This window comes from Streptomyces sp. NPDC006174 (genome assembly GCF_040614075.1).
Taxonomy (GTDB): Bacteria; Actinomycetota; Actinomycetes; order Streptomycetales; family Streptomycetaceae; genus Streptomyces.
Window position 1 is genome coordinate 133,532 of record NZ_JBEXTJ010000007.1, and the last position, 16,953, is coordinate 150,484.

Annotated in this window: 17 protein-coding genes; 10 read left to right on the plus strand and 7 right to left on the minus strand. The window is 70.4% G+C overall.

The annotated features are described in order from the left end of the window. Positions 1–54 precede the first annotated feature (54 nt). From glmU to ABZ267_RS17545, 5 genes are all read left to right on the plus strand, one after another. A complete protein-coding gene (glmU, locus tag ABZ267_RS17525; RefSeq protein ID WP_356746407.1) occupies positions 55–1,503 on the plus strand; it encodes a bifunctional UDP-N-acetylglucosamine diphosphorylase/glucosamine-1-phosphate N-acetyltransferase GlmU in 1,449 nt (482 codons plus the stop codon). 120 nt (positions 1,504–1,623) lie between these two features. Next, the gene (locus ABZ267_RS17530) at positions 1,624–2,601 is read left to right on the plus strand and encodes a ribose-phosphate diphosphokinase (RefSeq protein WP_356746408.1); all 978 of its coding nucleotides are present in this window, start codon (positions 1,624–1,626) and stop codon (positions 2,599–2,601) included. 209 nt (positions 2,602–2,810) lie between these two features. After that, the gene (locus ABZ267_RS17535; RefSeq protein ID WP_356746409.1) at positions 2,811–3,407 is read left to right on the plus strand and encodes a 50S ribosomal protein L25/general stress protein Ctc; all 597 of its coding nucleotides are present in this window, start codon (positions 2,811–2,813) and stop codon (positions 3,405–3,407) included. 133 nt (positions 3,408–3,540) lie between these two features. Beyond that, entirely contained in the window at positions 3,541–4,134 is a 594-nt protein-coding gene (gene pth, locus ABZ267_RS17540; RefSeq protein WP_356746410.1) for an aminoacyl-tRNA hydrolase, read from the plus strand. Positions 4,135–4,251: 117 nt separating this feature from the next. Continuing rightward, positions 4,252–4,722 (plus strand): hypothetical protein, encoded by a 471-nt coding sequence (locus ABZ267_RS17545; RefSeq protein ID WP_356746411.1) that lies wholly within the window; start codon positions 4,252–4,254, stop codon positions 4,720–4,722. A 51-nt stretch (positions 4,723–4,773) separates the two neighbouring features. On the opposite strand, the gene ppc is transcribed toward ABZ267_RS17545, so the two are convergent. Beyond that, on the minus strand, positions 4,774–7,503 hold the full coding sequence (gene ppc, locus ABZ267_RS17550) for a phosphoenolpyruvate carboxylase (RefSeq protein ID WP_356746412.1): 2,730 nt from the start codon (positions 7,501–7,503) through the stop codon (positions 4,774–4,776). 395 nt (positions 7,504–7,898) lie between these two features. On the opposite strand from ppc, the gene ABZ267_RS17555 reads away from it, so the two are divergent. From ABZ267_RS17555 to ABZ267_RS17565, 3 genes are all read left to right on the plus strand, one after another. Next, positions 7,899–8,894, plus strand: a complete 996-nt coding sequence (locus tag ABZ267_RS17555; RefSeq protein WP_356746413.1) for a fatty acid desaturase — start codon at positions 7,899–7,901, stop codon at positions 8,892–8,894. Further along, positions 8,891–9,571 carry a TetR/AcrR family transcriptional regulator gene (locus ABZ267_RS17560; protein WP_356746414.1) on the plus strand — a complete coding sequence of 227 codons (681 nt, stop codon included), beginning with the start codon at positions 8,891–8,893 and terminating at the stop codon, positions 9,569–9,571. Before ABZ267_RS17555 ends, ABZ267_RS17560 begins: the two co-directional genes overlap by 4 nt. A 102-nt stretch (positions 9,572–9,673) precedes the next feature. Further along, positions 9,674–10,279, plus strand: coding sequence for a Uma2 family endonuclease (locus ABZ267_RS17565; RefSeq protein WP_356746730.1), 606 nt, complete (start codon positions 9,674–9,676; stop codon positions 10,277–10,279). 6 nt (positions 10,280–10,285) lie between these two features. Here ABZ267_RS17565 and ABZ267_RS17570 read toward each other — a convergent pair whose 3' ends face one another. Further along, entirely contained in the window at positions 10,286–10,666 is a 381-nt protein-coding gene (locus ABZ267_RS17570; RefSeq protein WP_356746415.1) for a VOC family protein, read from the minus strand. After that, positions 10,663–11,487 carry a trans-aconitate 2-methyltransferase gene (locus ABZ267_RS17575; RefSeq protein ID WP_356363458.1) on the minus strand — a complete coding sequence of 275 codons (825 nt, stop codon included), beginning with the start codon at positions 11,485–11,487 and terminating at the stop codon, positions 10,663–10,665. The genes ABZ267_RS17570 and ABZ267_RS17575 overlap by 4 nt, the downstream gene beginning before the upstream one ends. An 89-nt stretch (positions 11,488–11,576) precedes the next feature. Here ABZ267_RS17575 and ABZ267_RS17580 point away from each other — a divergent pair, with 89 nt between their 5' ends. Next, positions 11,577–12,074 (plus strand): MarR family transcriptional regulator, encoded by a 498-nt coding sequence (locus tag ABZ267_RS17580; protein ID WP_356363461.1) that lies wholly within the window; start codon positions 11,577–11,579, stop codon positions 12,072–12,074. On the opposite strand, the gene ABZ267_RS17585 is transcribed toward ABZ267_RS17580, so the two are convergent. Next, positions 12,033–12,818: a response regulator transcription factor gene (locus ABZ267_RS17585; protein ID WP_356746416.1), complete on the minus strand. Its 786-nt coding sequence runs from the start codon at positions 12,816–12,818 to the stop codon at positions 12,033–12,035. The genes ABZ267_RS17580 and ABZ267_RS17585 overlap by 42 nt on opposite strands. 282 nt (positions 12,819–13,100) lie before the next feature. On the opposite strand from ABZ267_RS17585, the gene ABZ267_RS17590 reads away from it, so the two are divergent. Next, positions 13,101–13,541 (plus strand): GNAT family N-acetyltransferase, encoded by a 441-nt coding sequence (locus ABZ267_RS17590; RefSeq protein WP_356746417.1) that lies wholly within the window; start codon positions 13,101–13,103, stop codon positions 13,539–13,541. Positions 13,542–13,564: 23 nt separating this feature from the next. On the opposite strand, the gene galK is transcribed toward ABZ267_RS17590, so the two are convergent. Genes galK through galT form a run of 3 tightly spaced genes read right to left on the minus strand, consistent with a single transcriptional unit; the run spans position 13,565 to position 16,760 of the window. Further along, positions 13,565–14,746: a galactokinase gene (gene galK, locus ABZ267_RS17595; RefSeq protein WP_356746418.1), complete on the minus strand. Its 1,182-nt coding sequence runs from the start codon at positions 14,744–14,746 to the stop codon at positions 13,565–13,567. Beyond that, positions 14,743–15,720 carry a UDP-glucose 4-epimerase GalE gene (gene galE / locus ABZ267_RS17600; RefSeq protein ID WP_356746419.1) on the minus strand — a complete coding sequence of 326 codons (978 nt, stop codon included), beginning with the start codon at positions 15,718–15,720 and terminating at the stop codon, positions 14,743–14,745. The genes galK and galE overlap by 4 nt, the downstream gene beginning before the upstream one ends. Continuing rightward, entirely contained in the window at positions 15,717–16,760 is a 1,044-nt protein-coding gene (gene galT / locus ABZ267_RS17605; protein ID WP_356746420.1) for a galactose-1-phosphate uridylyltransferase, read from the minus strand. The genes galE and galT overlap by 4 nt, the downstream gene beginning before the upstream one ends. Between the last annotated feature and the right edge of the window lie 193 nt (positions 16,761–16,953).

A 16,953-nucleotide genomic window follows, 5' to 3' on the forward strand; every position in this document is an offset into this window, starting at 1 on the left:
AAACACCCCCGGTATCCTGCGGATGACCACCACCTGAAGCCGAAGGGCACATCCGTGAGCGCAACCAGCCCGGCAGCCGTCGTCGTCCTCGCAGCGGGTGAGGGCACCCGTATGAAGTCGAAGACCCCCAAGGTCCTGCACGAGATCTCCGGGCGCTCGCTCGTCGGACATGTCGTCGCCGCCGCCCGCGAGCTGGATCCCCGGCACCTCGTCGTGGTCGTCGGGCACGCCAGTGAGCAGGTCACCGCGCATCTGAACGCCGGCGACGAACCCGTGCGCACCGCCTTCCAGGCCGAGCAGAACGGGACCGGGCACGCCGTCCGGATGGGGCTCGAAGAGCTCGGCGGAACCGTCGACGGCACCGTGATCGTCGTCTGCGGCGACACCCCGCTGCTCTCCGGCGAGACACTCGGCGCGCTCGCCGCCACCCACGCCGCCGACGCCAACGCGGTCACCGTCCTGACCGCCGAGGTCCCGGACTCCACCGGATACGGGCGCATCGTGCGCGACGCCGCCACCGGCGCGGTCACCGAGATCGTCGAGCACAAGGACGCCACCGACGAGCAGCGGGCGATCCTGGAGATCAACTCCGGGGTGTTCGCGTTCGACGGGTCGCTCCTGGCCGACGCGCTGGGCAAGGTGCGCACCGACAACAGCCAGGGCGAGGAGTACCTCACCGACGTGCTGTCGATCCTCCGTGAGGCCGGCCACCGGGTCGGGGCTTCCGTGGCGGGTGACCACCGCGAGATCCTCGGCATCAACAACCGGCTCCAGCTCGCCGAGGCGCGCCGCCTGCTGAACGAGCGGCTGCTGGAGCGGGCGATGCTCGCGGGCGTGACGGTCGTGGACCCGGCGTCGACGCTGATCGATGCGAGCGTGACGTACGAGCGGGACGCCGTCGTGCATCCCGGGACGCAGTTGCTCGGCAGCACCCACCTCGCGGAAGACTCCGAGGTCGGGCCGAACTCGCGGCTCAAGGACACCGTCGTGCAGGCCGGTGCCCGCGTCGACAACTCCGTGACGGACTCGGCCGAGATCGGTGCGGGTGCCTCGGTCGGGCCGTACGCGTATCTGCGGCCGGGGACGCGGCTGGGGACGAAGGCCAAGGCCGGTACGTACGTGGAGATGAAGAACGCCACGGTCGGCGAGGGGACGAAGGTCCCGCATCTCAGTTACGTCGGTGACGCGACGATCGGTGACCACACCAACATCGGTGCGGCCAGCGTCTTCGTGAACTACGACGGGGTGGCCAAGCACCACACGACGATCGGTTCTCACTGCCGTACCGGTTCGGACAATATGTTTGTGGCACCGGTCACGGTCGGGGACGGGGTCTACACCGCCGCCGGATCGGTCATCACGAAGGATGTGCCGTCCGGTTCGCTCGCCGTGGCACGGGGCCAGCAGCGGAATATCGAGGGTTGGGTGGCCCGGAAGCGTCCGGGCAGCGCCGCCGCCCAGGCCGCTCAGGCGTCCTCGCAGGGAGCCGACGGCGAAAGCTGACCGGAAACAGGTGCGTCGGTGACGGCGTACCGTGATAGATGCTCACCCCATTTCGGCTGGCTCGTTGCACATCGGGACCTATGCGTGCGGCGCCAGATACACGTCTGAGGAGACTGTGCTGTGACCGGGATCAAGACGACCGGCGAGAAGAAACTGATGCTCTTCTCCGGCCGCGCCCACCCCGAGCTGGCCGAGGAGGTCGCACACCAACTGGGTGTCGGTCTCGTGCCGACGAAGGCCTTCGATTTCGCCAACGGTGAGATCTACGTGCGCTTCCAGGAGTCGGCACGTGGCGCGGACTGCTTCCTGATCCAGAGCCACACGGCTCCGATCAACAAGTGGATCATGGAGCAGCTGATCATGCTGGACGCGCTGAAGCGCGCGTCGGCCCGCTCGATCACGGTGATCGTGCCGTTCTACGGCTATGCCCGTCAGGACAAGAAGCACAAGGGCCGTGAGCCGATCTCGGCGCGCATGGTGGCGGATCTGATGGCGACGGCCGGTGCGGACCGGATTCTCACGGTCGATCTGCACACGGACCAGATCCAGGGCTTCTTCGACGGTCCGGTGGACCACCTGTTCGCGCTGCCGATCCTGGCGGACTACGTGGGTGCGAAGGTCGACCGGTCCAAGCTGACGATCGTGTCGCCGGACGCGGGCCGGGTGCGGGTCGCTGACCGCTGGTGCGACCGGCTGGACGCGCCGCTGGCGATCGTGCACAAGCGCCGTGACAAGGACGTGCCGAACCAGGTCTCGGTCCACGAGGTCGTGGGCAACGTCGAGGGCCGGGTCTGTGTGCTGGTCGACGACATGATCGACACGGGCGGCACGATCTGTGCGGCAGCTGACGCGCTGTTCGCGCACGGTGCGGAGGACGTCATCGTGACGGCGACGCACGGTGTGCTGTCGGGTCCGGCGGCGGACCGGCTGAAGAACTCGAAGGTGAGCGAGTTCGTGTTCACGGACACGCTGCCGACGCCGGGTGAGCTGGAGCTGGACAAGATCACGGTGCTGTCGATCGCGCCGACGATCGCGCGTGCGGTGCGTGAGGTGTTCGAGGACGGTTCGGTGACGAGCCTCTTCGAGGAGCAGGGCTGACCGCCTGAGAGCGGTCCTGCGTTGATCCACTTTGGGGTGCGGCCTTCCCGCCGGGTAGACTCAGCGAGTTGCTCGGCGAGGGAGGCCGTACCTGTGTGTACGGAGACTCCGTTATCGACGCGCTCTTCGTAGCAGGCCTGTCGTGGGCCGGGTGACCGTTCGAGTCCCGTCACCCCCGACGGCTCTCCGTACCTGACGAGGAGTGCAACATGGCCGAGATCAAGCTGGCCACCGAGGTCCGTACCGAGTTCGGCAAGGGCGCCGCCCGCCGTATCCGTCGTGCCAACCAGGTTCCCGCGGTCGTCTACGGCCACGGCGCCGAGTCGGTCCACATCACGCTTCCGGGCCACGAGCTGCTGCTCGCGCTGCGTACGGCCAACGTGCTGATCGGTCTGGAGATCGACGGCAAGGACGCGCTGGTCATCCCGAAGGCCGTCCAGCGTCACCCCCTCAAGGGCACCATCGAGCACGTCGACCTCCTCACCGTGAAGCGCGGCGAGAAGGTCGAGGTCGAGATCGCGGTGCACGCCGAGGGCGACCTGGCGCCGGGCGCCAACCTGCTGGAGTTCGTGCAGAACACGCTGCTCGTCGAGGCCGAGGCCACCCACATCCCCGAGTCCGTGACGGTCTCCGTCGAGGGCCTGGACGCCGGTGACTCGATCATCGCCAAGGACGTTCCGCTGCCGAAGGGCTCCGTGCTCGCCGGTGACGAGGACGCCATCGTGATCCAGGTCGTCGCCGCGCAGGCCGAGGAGCCGTCCGCGGACGAGGCCGCCGCCGCCGAGACCGAGGGTGCCGAGGCCTGAGCCTCACCCCTCGCCGTTCCACCTGCTTCATCTGTTCCACCTGCTTGACTGACGGGGTGGTGGTTCCCTTCCGGGGAGCCGCCGCCCCGTTCGCCTGCCATCACCTGTGCCTGTACGAGGAGACCGAGCGCTGATGTCCGACGCCACCGACCCCTGGCTCATCGTGGGCCTCGGCAATCCCGGCCCCGAGTACGCGGCGAACCGGCACAACGTCGGGTTCATGGTGGCCGATCTGCTGGCGGCGCGGATCGGCGGGAAGTTCAAGCGGGCGCAGAAGGCGCAGGCGCAGGTGGTGGAGGGGCGGATCGGTCCGCCGGGTCCGGCGAGCCGGCGGGTGGTGCTGGCGAAGCCGATGTCGTACATGAATCTGTCGGGCGGGCCGGTGACGGCGTTGCGGGACTTCTACAAGGTGCCGACGGATCATGTCGTGGCGATCCATGACGAGCTGGACGTCGATTACGGGTCGCTGCGGCTGAAGCTGGGCGGCGGTGACAACGGGCACAACGGGCTGAAGTCGATGACGAAGTCGATGGGTCCGGAGTATCACCGGGTGCGGTTCGGGATCGGGCGGCCGCCGGGGCGGATGCAGGTCGCGGATTTCGTGCTGAAGGATTTCGGGTCGGTGGAGCGCAAGGAGCTGGCGTTCCTGGTGGACCGGGCGGCGGACTCGGTGGAGTGTCTGCTGGCGGAGGGGCTGGAGCGGGCGCAGAGCGCGTACAACTCCTGAGAGGCTTCGCGCAGTTGCCTGGCGGGTGCGTACAACTCCTGACATTCCTGCCGCTCCTGGGGCGTTTTTCGGCCACAGGTTGACCGGGGGCTGTGCTCTGGCCAAGGATCTGCCCCCATGAAGCGGAGCTCTTCCCAGCGTGCGGCGCTCGTCGGCCGTCGGACCGCGATGGGGTTGGTGGCCCTGGTGCTGCTGGTCGCGGGTGTGTGGTCGTCATGGGATGCGGCGCACCATGTGGTGCTGGCCAAGGGGCGGGAGCACGGGATGCTGACGGTGACGGAGTGCGGTGAGGAGACCTGCACCGGCCGGTACGAGCCGGACGCGACGTCGTCGGCTCGGGCGCGGGTGGTGGTGGAGCGGTCGGTCGCGGCGGAGAAGGGCGACCGGTTTCCGGTGGTGGTGAAGCCCGGTACCGATGCGGTGGTCCGCACGGGGGTGCCGGGCTTTCTGCATGCGTGGATGCCGCTCGGCGGGGCGATGGTGCTGGCCGGGTTCGTGATCGGCGGCGGGGTGCGGATGCCGCGTACGGCGGTGGGCGTCGGAACGGCCGGGGCGGCCCTGCTGGTGGCGACGTTCGTCGCGCTGTAGCAGGGCCGCCCGTTTATTCGTACGTACGGATTATTCGTACGTACGGCGTACTCAGCCGGTGTTGCGCAGGCCTGCCGCGACACCGTTGACGGTGAGGAGCAGCGCGCGCGCGAGGAGCGGGTCGGGCTCTTCGCCGCGCTCGACGGCCTGGCGCTGGCGGGCGAGCAGCGAGACCTGGAGGTAGGAGATCGGGTCCAGGTACGCGTCGCGGATGGCGAAGGTCTGCTGGAGCGCCGGGCTGGTGCCGAGGAGTTCGGTGGAGCCGGTGACCCGCAGGACTTCCTTGACGGTCAGCGCGTGCTCGGCCTCGATGGCGTCGAAGACGTGCTTGAGCTCGTCGGGGACGAGCGTGTCGACGTAGTGGCGGGCGATGCGCAGGTCGGTCTTGGCGAGCGTCATCTCCACGTTGGAGAGGAAGTTCCGGAAGAAGTGCCAGTGCTCGTGCATCTCGTCGAGGACGGTGTCGAGTCCGGCTTCGCGCAGGGCCTTGAGGCCGGAGCCGACGCCGAACCAGCCGGGGACGATCTGGCGGGACTGGGTCCAGCCGAAGACCCACGGGATGGCGCGGAGTCCGTCGAGCGAGACGCCGGAGCCGGGGCGGCGGGAGGGCCGCGAGCCGAGGTGCAGGTCGGCGAGCTGGTCGACCGGGGTGGAGGCGAGGAAGTAGGCGGGCAGGTCGGGGTCTTCGACGAGCTTGCGGTAGGCGTTGTGGGCGGCGTCGGAGACGGTGTCCATGGCCGCGTCCCAGCGGGCGAGCGCCTCGTCGGACTGGCGGGGTGCGGTGTGCAGGGCGGAGGCCTGGAGGGTGGCCGCGACGGTCAGTTCCAGGTTCTCGCGGGCGAGGGCCGGGATGAGGTACTTGTCGGAGATGACCTCGCCCTGCTCGGTCACCTTGATCTCGCCCTCCAGCGTGCCCCACGGCTGGGCGAGGATCGCGTCGTGGGAGGGGCCGCCGCCGCGGCCGACGGTGCCGCCGCGGCCGTGGAAGAGGCGCAGGCGTACGCCGTAGCGGTGGGCGACGTCGCGGAGGCGGCGCTGGGCGCGGTGGATCTCCCACTGGCTGGTGGTGATGCCGCCGAACTTGGAGGAGTCGCTGTAGCCGAGCATGACCTCCTGGACGTCGCCGCGGAGGGAGACGAGGCGGCGGTAGGAGGGGTCGGCGAGCATCGCGTCGAGGATGACGTCGGCGGCCTTGAGCTCGTCGGTGGTCTCCAGGAGCGGGACGATGCCGATCTTGGCCCAGCCGGCGTGGAGGTCGATGAGTCCGGCCTCGCGGGCGAGGACGGCGGCGGCGAAGACGTCGTCGGCGCCCTGGCACATGGAGATGATGTAGGACTCGATGACTTCGGGGCCGAAGCGCTCGAAGGCTTCCTTGATGGTGTGGAAGACGCCGAGGGTCCTCTCGCCGGCCGCGTCGAGCGGGGCCGGGGTGGGTGCGAGGGGCCGGCGGGAGCGGAGCTCCTTGGCGAGGAGCTTCTGCCGGTAGTCGCGGGGCATGTCGGCGTAGCGCCAGGACTCCTCGCCGAGGCGGTCGAAGAGCTGGCCGAGCGCGTGGTGGTGGGCGTCGGCGTGTTCGCGTACGTCCATGGTGGCGAGCTGGAGGCCGAACGCGGCGAGCGTGCGGATGGTGCGGTCCATGCGGCCGTCGGCGAAGAGGCCGCCGCGGTGCTCGCGCAGCGAGGTCTGGATGAGGGCCAGGTCGGCGAGGAGCTCGGAGGTGCCGAGGTAGTCGCAGCCGGGGCGGTGGGGGGTGCCCTTGGCGAGGCGCTCGCGGGTGTTGACGAGCTTCTGCCGGATGCAGGTGGCCTTGAGGCGGTAGGGCTCCTCGGCGTTCAGCCGCTTGTAGCGGGGGCTGATCTCGGGGAGGCGCTCCAGGTCGGCCTGGAGGGAGGTGAGGAGCTCGTCGGTGGCTCCGGTGTAGCGGATCGAGTTGGAGAGCAGGCCGCGCAGGTAGTCGATGAGTTCGAGTGCGTCGGTGATGCCGTGCTCGTGCTGGAGGATCAGGACGTCCCAGGTGACGGCGGGCGTCACGTTGGGATTGCCGTCGCGGTCGCCGCCGATCCAGGTGCCGAAGGTGAGCGGGCGGGTGCCGGCGGGGAGTTCGACGCCGACGCGCTCCAGCTCGGCGGCGAGGTCTTCGAGGACGTCCCCGACGGCGTTGGCGTGCAGCTCGTCGAGGTAGTAGATGGCGTTGCGGGCCTCGTCGGCGGGCTCCGGGCGGACGACGCGGAGTTCGTCGGTCTGCCAGATGAGGTCGATGTTCTCGGCGAGCCGGAGGTCGTGGCGGCGGCGGTCGGCCTCGATGACCGGGGTCTCCAGGAGCTCGGCGATGCGGCGGAGCTTGTTGAGGACCGAGCGGCGGGCGGCCTCGGTGGGGTGGGCGGTGAAGACCGGCCGGACGTTGAGGTTCTTGACGGTGGCGCGCAGGTGCTCGGGGTCGGCGTCCTTGAGCCGGTCGGCGGTGCGGGCCAGGAGCCCGCCCTCGGCGGCGCGGCGGTCGCGCATCTCGTGGGCGCGGTGGACCTGCTCGGTGACGTTGGCGAGGTGGAAGTAGGTGGAGAAGGCGCGCACGAGCTGTGCGGCGGTCTCCAGGTCGGTGTCGCCGAGGAGGTCGGCCGCCGCTTCGCCGTCGGTGCGGGTCAGGGCGCGTACCCGCTCGACGAGGTCGAGGAGTTCCTGGCCTTCCTGGCGTACGAGGGTCTCGCCGAGGAGGTCGCCGAGGCGGCGGATGTCGGCGCGCAGCTCGGGGCTGGCGGCGGGGGTCTGGTCGGCACTGCTCACAGTGTGCGGCTCCTTGCAGTGAATGAGGAGGTGCGTCGCTTCGGCGTCTCCCGGTGACGGTGGTGACGGCGGTGGGAGAGCTTGGCGGGGGACGGGGCCCTGCGGCAGGCAGCGGTGCTGTCGCCACGCCCCGACGAGCGGGTGCGGACCGCGCTGTCCGACCCTCCCAGGATAGGTGTCGTCGCCTTCGGCGTGTCCGCAGCCCTGGCGGGGGCGAGAACAGCGTCGGCACCGAGTGCCCTACCCCTCGGGCAGGCGGACTACCGCGTACGACGGGCTGGACCGGGTTCTCGTGTTGTGGGGCCCGTCACTGTCATACTTACCAAGCCGTAGGTTACGGAACCGTAGCCACGGCCGTCCGAGCACCGCTTCCTCACCCTCCGGGGGACTCCCCTATGCCGTCCACGCCTGACGTGATCGACGAGACCGGTCCATCCGCCGCCGACGCCACCACCACCTCCCCCCTCCCCCAGGCCACCCTGGGTGGGGACAAGAAGCGGTCGATCGAGCAGTTCGCGCTGCTGGCGTTCATCGTGGTGCCGTTCGTGGCGCTGCTGGCGGCGGTGCCGCTGGTGTGGGGCTGGGGGGTGAGCTGGCTGGACGTCGGGCTGATGGTGGCGATGTACTTCATCGGCTGCCACGGCATCACGATCGGTTTCCACCGGTACTTCACGCACGGCTCGTTCAAGGCGAAGCGTCCGCTGCGGATCGCGCTGGCCGTGATGGGGTCACTGGCGGTGGAGGGGCCGCTGGTGCGGTGGGTGGCCGATCACCGCAAGCACCACCGGTTCTCGGACGCGGAGGGTGACCCGCATTCGCCGTGGCGGTTCGGTGAGACGGTGCCGGCGCTGATGAAGGGCCTGTGGTGGGCGCACATCGCGTGGATGTTCGACGAGGAGCAGACCCCGCAGCAGAAGTACGCCCCCGATCTGATCAAGGACCCGGCGATCCGCGGTATCTCGCGCCACTTCCTGACCTTCACGATCGTCTCGCTGGCGATCCCGCCGCTGGTGGGCGGCCTGGTGACGATGTCGTGGTGGGGCGCGGCGACGGCGTTCTTCTGGGGTTCGCTGGTACGGGTCGCTCTGCTGCACCACGTGACGTGGTCGATCAACTCGATCTGCCACGCGGTCGGCAAGCGCCCGTTCAAGTCCCGTGACCGTTCGGGGAACGTGTGGTGGCTGGCGGTGCTGTCGTGCGGCGAGTCGTGGCACAACCTGCACCACGCGGACCCGACGAGCGCGCGGCACGGTGTGATGCGGGGCCAGGTCGACTCCAGCGCGCGGCTGATCCGCTGGTTCGAGAAGCTCGGCTGGGCGTACGACGTGCGGTGGCCGGACGCGGCCCGTATCGACTCCCGGCGCACGTCCGTACCGGCCGACCCGGCATGATTGACGACGTGGCGACCGACTCCAGCAGCGAGAAGAGCAGACCTCCGTCCTCCCGGCGGGCCCGGCGGGTCCGGATGACCGGCAAGGAACGCCGCGAGCAGCTGCTGGACATCGGCCGGGCCCTCTTCGCCGACAAGGGGTTCGAAGGCACGTCGGTGGAGGAGATCGCGGCCCGCGCCGGGGTCTCCAAGCCGGTGGTGTACGAGCACTTCGGCGGCAAGGAGGGCCTGTACGCGGTGGTGGTCGACCGCGAGATGCGCCGGTTGCTGGACATGGTGCAGGGGGCGCTCACGGCGGGCCATCCGCGCGAGCTGCTGGAACAGGCGGCGTTCGCGCTGCTGGACTACATCGAGTCGTACACGGACGGTTTCCGGATCCTGGTCCGGGACTCGCCGGTCGCGCAGTCGACGGGCACGTTCGCCTCGCTGATCAGCGATATCGCCACGCAGGTGGAGGACATCCTGGGCCTGGAGTTCAAGGCCCGCGGCTTCGACCCGAAGCTGGCCCCGCTGTACGCGCAGGCGCTGGTGGGCATGGTGGCGCTGACCGGCCAGTGGTGGCTGGACGTCCGCAGGCCGAAGAAGGCGGAGGTCGCGGCGCACCTGGTGAACCTGTGCTGGCACGGGCTGGAGAACCTGGAGTCGAAGCCTCGGCTGATAGGGCACCGGAAGAGCTGATCGCGTAACCCTTCCGCACGCCGTCACCCGTTGTGATGACGCGTGCGGATTTCCCGCCGTAGTGTGGTCGGGAGGGCAGAGGATTCGTCCATGGGAGGAACCATGACCGCCGAGCCGACCACCGCGCACAGCTCCCGCTGGCCGGTGCCCCCGCAGGACGGATACACCGTGGACGATCTGTTCACACTGCCCGATCTCCCGCCGCACACCGAGCTGATCGACGGGAGCCTGGTTTTCGTGAGTCCGCAGCGCAAGTTCCACAGCACAGTGATCGATCTGCTGGTGGCGGGGCTGCGCAGTACAGCACCGCCGGAGGTGAAGATCCGTCGGGAGATGACCGTGGTGCTGGACCGGCGCAATGGACCGGAGCCCGACGTCTCCGTCATTCGCAGCGAGGCTGACACCAAGGGGATGGAGCAGACGTCGTACGCCGCCGCCGACGTCCTCCTCGCCGTAGAAGTCGTCTCCCCCGACTCCGAGGCCCGCGACCGTGAGGCCAAGCCGCACAAGTACGCGACCGCCGGCATCCCGCACTTCTGGCTGGTGGAGATGACCGGCACCGACCAGCACCCCGTCGTACGGGTCTACGAGCTGGACCCGGTGACGAAGGCGTACGCGCTGACCGGGATCCATCACGACCGGCTGAAGACGGGTGTGCCGTTCCCGGTGGACATCGACGTCTCGGCGGACGCGCTCAAGGAGCTGTAGGGCGCCTCAAGCCGCGTCCGGCTCCAGGAACTCCAGGCGGTTGCCTGCCGGGTCGTGGGCGTAGAAGCGGCGGTGGCCCGGGAGGTTGTCGTCCCATTCCGTGCGCACTCCGTGGGCCTCCAGACGGGCCGCGTACTCCACGATCCCCGTCACGCGCAGGCCCGGGTGCGCCTTCCTCGCCGGGTGGAAGTCCTTCTCGATGCCGAGGTGGAGCTGGACGGGACCGGCGGCGAACCAGCAGCCGCCGCGGGCCGCCAGCACCGGAGGCTTCGGGATCTCGGCCATGCCGAGCGCGTCGGCGTAGAAGGCGCGCAGCGCGTCCTCGGAGCCGGGCGGGGCGGCGAGCTGGACGTGGTCGACGGCGGCGAGGCCCACAGAAGCGGTCATCGGTTCTCCTTGGTCGCTACGGCGAAGATGCGGCGGAACGGGAAGACCGTGCCGTACGGGCCGGGCGGGTACGCCTCGCGGAGCAGGTCGCGGTATTCGGTGAGGAAGGCGTCGCGGGCCTCGGGGTCGTCGGCCAGCGCGGTGAGGACCGGGCGCAGTGCGGTGCCCTTGACCCAGTCGAGGACGGCGTCGTCGCCGTGCAGGGTCTGGAGGTAGGTGGTCTCCCAGACGTCCGCCGTGCAGCCCAGGTCGCGGAGGCGGGTGAGGTAGTCCGTGGGCTCCAGGACCGAGGCGGTGCGGTCGCCGGTGGAGTGGAGGCGGGCACGCCAGCGGTCGGAGTCGCGGAGGCCGGCCAGGAGCGTGTGGCTGGGCGCGGTGAAGTTGCCGGGGACCTGGAAGGCGAAGGTGCCGCCTGGGGCGAGGGCGTCGATCCAGCGCGGGAAGTACGCGGTGTGGCCGGGGATCCACTGGAGCGCGGAGGTGGAGACGATGAGGCCGTACGTCTCGGTGGGCGTCCAGGTGGCGGCGTCGGCCTCGGCGAAGTCGAGCAGGGGCGGGCGGGCGTGGGCGGCGGCTTCGGCGAGCATCTGCGGCGAGGTGTCGTAGCCGGTGATGCGGGCCTGCGGCCAGCGGTCGGCGAGGAGCGCGGTGACGTTGCCGGCGCCGCAGCCGAGGTCGGCGAGGCGAGGTGCGGGGTGGCCGGGGAGGTCGCCGATCCGGGCCAGGAGGTCCTGGAACGGGCGGGTGCGATGGTCCGCGTGGCGCAGGTACTGCTGCGGATCCCAGGTGGGTTCGGTCGTGGGCGGCGTGGTCGGTGTCATGGGAGACAGGATCACGCTCGCGATATCTTGATGTCAAGACACTTGAATTCAAGAGACTTCATGTCGACAGACCCTCTACACTGATCCACATGGAGGACGAGGTCGACCGACTGGTCGCTGCATGGCGCCGAGAGCGCCCCGACCTCGACGTGGAACCACTCGAGGTGCTCAGTCGCGTCTCCCGCCTGGCACGCCACCTCGACCGGGCCCGCCGCATAGCGTTCGCCGAGCACCACCTGGAGCCGTGGGAGTTCGACGTGCTCACCTCGCTGCGCCGGGCCGGCCCTCCGTACCAGCTCTCGCCCGGACAGCTGCTGACGCAGACCCTGGTCACCTCGGGCACGATGACCAACCGCATCGACCGGCTCACCAAGAAGAACCTCGTCGAGCGCCTTCCCGACCCCAGCGACCGACGCGGTGTCCTCGTCCGCCTCACCGCCGAGGGCCGTGACAAGGCGGACCAGTCGCTGGCCGGACTGCTCTACCAGGAGCGGGCCATCCTCGGCGAGCTCTCCCGTCACCAGCGCGGTGAACTGGCCGATCTGCTACGCCAGTTGACTGCCCCGTTCGACAACATCCCCGGCTGACCGAGGCGTTACGGGCTCCGCCGGGCCGACCCCGGCCCGGCGGGCGAGCGCCACGGCGGCCAGCGTCGAGTGCACTCCGAGCTTGCCGAGCACGTTCTGCATGTGCGTACGGACCGTGTGCGGCGAGAGGAACAGCCGCTCCGCCACCGCCTTCCGGCCCAGACCCGCCACCATGCAGCGCAGTACCTCGCGCTCGCGCGGCGTCAGCGACTCCACCAGCTGCTCGCTCTCGGTGCGGTGCTTACGGGTCGCCGTCAGCTCCCGCAGGACCCCGGTCAGCAGCGCCGGCGGCAGATGCGTCTCGTCGCGCAGCACACCGCGGATCACCGTGAGCAGCCGCTGCAGCGAGCAGTCCTTCGCCACCCATCCCGAGGCGCCCGCCTGGAGCGCCCGGGCGGCGGACCGCGGGTCGTCCTTCTCCGCGAGCACCACCGAGCGGACGCCGGGCCGGGCCGCGCGGACCCCGGCGACCAGCGCGATGCCGTCGACGGCCGCCGGTTCCTCCGGCCGCTGCGCCGGGAGCGCGGCGGCACCGCCGCCGGCGGCGAGGGCGCCGAGCTCGGCGTCGACCAGGATCACGTCGTACGGGCGCGCCTCGGCGGCCGCGCGCTCCAGTGCGCGCAGCGCGGCCGGGCCGCTGCCCGCCGCCGCCACGTCCACGTCCGGTTCGGCCGCGAGGGCCGCCGCGAGCGATTCGGCGAAGATGCGGTGGTCGTCGACCACCAGAACCCGGATTCGAGCCACAGAGAGACCCCCATCGGCGGGGGCGGACAGCTGCGGGTACGGCGTCCGGAACGTCCGGCCGGCCCGTGGCCCGCCTTCACAGGTGGCCTCCGGTGCTCCGACCGCCGTCGTATGCACCGCCTGCCGCCCCGCTCCGAGCGCCGTACCCGACTCTCTCGCCCCCTGATTCGGCACCGGCCCCCACCGGTGCTGGGATCAGCGTACGGGCGGGGGCCGGAGCGGGAAGGCGATTCCCGGAACTGGTGGCCCGGGGTGGATACCAGGGTGTTTATGGTGGGGTTCATGTTCCGTCTTGAGACAGAAGTAGACAGAGAACGTCGCACTCTGCTGAGTGGGCGTCTGCGCGATGACAACAGGGCGGTCTCGCCCGCCCTGCGCGCTCTGCTCTCCACCTCCGCCGAGCACGAAGTCCCGCTGGAGGTCTGGGCGTTGGACGAGCAGGGCGCGGTCGCCGGCGGGCTGACCGGGCGGACCTGGGCGTACTGGCTCCATGTCGACCTGCTCTGGGTCGACGCGCGCCACCGCGGCTCCGGCCTCGGCTCTCAACTCCTCGCCGAGGCCGAGCGGGTGGCCCGCACGGAGCGGGCCTGCACCCGCTCCCGGCTGGAGACCTGGGACTTCCAGGCCCCGGACTTCTACCGGAAGCAGGGGTACGAGGAGATCGGCCGGGTCGAGGACTACCCGCCCGGCGTCACCGAGTTCATCCTCACCAAGAGACTCTGAACGAGCCCTGCCCGTAACGGATTTCAGCTCAGCCGACGCGCTCCCGCCGACGGGACCGCCGCGAAGATGCCCGGCGCCGCGTGGCCCGCGCCGGCGAACGCCTTCGTGACGGCCTCCGCGACCGTGTCGGCCTCCGCCGCCTTTGCCAGCACGATCGCCGAGCCGCCGAAGCCGCCACCGGTCATCCGCGCCCCGAGCGCACCGGCCTCCCGCGCGGCCGCGACCGCGAGGTCCAACTCCGGGCAGGAGACCCGCAGATCGTCGCGGAGCGAACGGTGTCCCTCGTCCAGGACCGGGCCCGCCGCCCGTACGTCGCCCGCGTCCAGCAGCGCGATGACCTGCTCGACCCGGCGGTTGTCGCCGACGACATGGCGGACGTACCGGATCACGGACTCGTCCGCCCCGGCGTCCGCGAGCGTGGTCAGGGCCGCGTCGAGACCGTCGTACGGAAGGTCGCGCAGCGTGGGTATCCCCAGCAGCCGGGCGCCCTCCTCGCAGCCGGCCCGGCGCTCCGCGTACGCACCGTCGCCGAGCGCGTGCTTGACCCGGGTGTCGACGACCAGGAGCGTGAGGCCCTGGGCGGCCAGGTCGAACGGGACCTGGCGCAGGGTGAGGTCGCGGGTGTCCAGGTGGAGGGCGTGGCCCTCGGTGCAGCAGGCCGAGGCCATCTGGTCCATGATCCCGCAGGGCACGCCGACGAAGTCGTTCTCGGCCCGGCGGCCGATGACGGCCAGTTCGGGACCGGTCAGGCCGAGCTGGAACAGGTCGTCGAGCGCGAGTGCGGTGACGGTCTCCAGGGCGGCGGAGGAGGAGAGCCCGGCGCCGGTGGGGACGGTGGAGGTCAGCGCGATGTCGGCGCCGGTGACCGGATGGCCGGCCTCGCGCAGCGCCCAGACCACGCCCGCCGGGTAGGCGGCCCAGCCGTGGCCGGAGTGCGGGGTCAGCTCCTCCACGCGGAGCGAGACGACGCCTCCGGGTACGTCGGAGGAGTGCAGCCGCAGGACGCCGTCGGTGCGCGGCGAGACGGCGGCGACGGCGGTGTGCGGGAGGGCGAGCGGCATGACGAAGCCGTCGTTGAAGTCGGTGTACTCGCCGATGAGGTTCACCCGTCCGGGTGCCGCCCATACGCCGTGGGGCTCGGCCCCGTACAGCTCGGTGAAGGTGGCGGCGGGGTCGGGTCCGGTCCGCTCGTCGGTGTCGGTCATGGGGTGGTGGTCTCCTCTCGGCGGGCGAACTCCCAGGCGTCGGCGACGATTCCGGCCAGGTCGGCGCGGGACGGCTGCCAGCCGAGGCGTTCGATGGCGGTGGCGGCGGAGGCGACGAGGACGGCCGGGTCGCCGCCGCGGCGCGGGGCCGGGGTCTCGGGGACCGCGTGGCCGGTGACCTTGCGGACGGTCTCGATGACCTCGCGGACCGAGAACCCGTTGCCGTTGCCGAGGTTGCAGATGAGGTGCTCGCCGGAGACGGCCGCGTCCAGAGCGAGGAGGTGGGCCTCGGCGAGGTCGGCGACGTGGATGTAGTCGCGGACGCAGGTGCCGTCGGGGGTCGGGTAGTCGTCGCCGTAGACGGAGATCGACTCCCGCTTGCCCAGGGCCACTTGGAGGACGAGCGGGATGAGGTGGGACTCGGGCGTGTGGCGCTCGCCGCAACTGCCGTACGCACCGGCCACGTTGAAGTACCGCAGTGAGACGGCGGCCAGGCCGTGGGCCGTCGCCTCGCCGCTGATCATGTGGTCGACGGCGAGCTTGGAGGCACCGTACGGGCTGGTGGGAGCGGTCGGGTCGGTCTCGGTGATGGGAGTGGAGACCGGTTCGCCGTAGGTGGCGGCGGTGGAGGAGAAGACCAGGGTGCGGACGCCGTGTTCGCGCATGGCGGCGAGGAGGGCGGTGGTGCCGCCGACGTTGTTGACCCAGTACTTCTCCGGGTCCACGACGGACTCGCCGACCTGGGAGTACGCGGCGAAGTGGAGGACGCCGTCGTAGGACGGGTCCAGGTGGCGGGCGGCGTCCTGGATCCGGCCCTCGATGAAGGTGGCGCCGGCCGGGACGCCGACGCGGAAGCCGGTGGAGAGGTCGTCCAGGACGGTCACGGTGTGGCCGGCCTCCAGCAGGTGCTGGGCCACGACACTGCCGACGTATCCGGCACCGCCGGTGACCAGGTACTTCTTCGGCTCGCTCATTCGCTCGCTACCTCTCGCAGTCGCTGGGCCGCGGCTTCCGGCGGCACGTCGTTGATGAACACACTCATGCCGGATTCGGAACCCGCGAGGAACTTCAGCTTGCCGGAGGTACGGCGAATGGTGAAAAGCTCCAGATGCAGCGCGAACTCGTCCCGGCCGTCGACCCCGAACGGCGCCTGGTGCCAGGCGGAGATGTACGGGGTCGGCGGCTCACCGGGTCCGAAGATCCGGTCGAAGCGCCTCAAGAGTTCCAGATAGACCTGTGGGAACTCTGTCCGTGCCGCCTCGTCGAGCGCGGTCAGGTCGGGGACGCGGCGGCGTGGGTGGAGGTGGACCTCGTAGGGCCAGTGCGCCGCGTACGGGACGTAGGCGATCCAGTGACCGGTGGCGAGGACGATCCGGGTGCCGTCCTTCTCCTCGCCGGCGACCACGTCGTCGAAGAGGTTGGAGCCGGTCTCCTCGCGGCGGCGGGCGGCCGAGGCGAGCATGAGCTCGGTGCGCGGGGTGACGAAGGGATAGCCGTAGATCTGGCCGTGCGGGTGGCCGAGGGTGACGCCGATCTCGGCGCCGCGGTTCTCGAAGCAGAAGACCTGGGTGACCTGGTCGAGGACGGAGAGTGCGGCGGTGCGGTCGGTCCAGGCGGCGAGGACGAGCGCGGCCTGCTCCTCGGTGAGGTCGGCGAAGGACGCGTCGTGGTCGGAGGTGAAGCAGACCACCTCGCAGCGGCCGGAGTCGCCGGCGAGGGACGGGAAGCGGTTCTCGAAGACGGCGACGTCGTAGTGGCTGTCCGGGATCTCGCTGAGGCGGCCCTCGCGGGTGGGGCAGAGCGGGCAGGCGTCGGCCGGCGGGTGGTAGGTGCGGGCCTGGCGGTGCGAGGCGATGGCGACCGCGTCACCGAGCAGCGGATCGCGGCGGATCTCGGACGAGGTGGACACGGCGTCCAGCGGGCGCCGGTCGACGGCGTCGCGGACGGTGCCGTCGACGGAGTCGTAGTAGATCAGCTCACGGCCGTCGGCCAGGCGCGTAACCGTCTTCTTCACCAGGGTCCTCCACCCGTTCCCTCCAACCAACATAAACGCACATAACAAATCACAAGCGAACACGTCAGTCAATGGCCGCCACCCTTACACAGCGGACGCACGGCAGACCCGGACATTACGTCACACTTCATCGCAGCCGATCACGATCGAACAAAGAACACCAAGGAAACTGTTCATTTAACGAACACAGAGG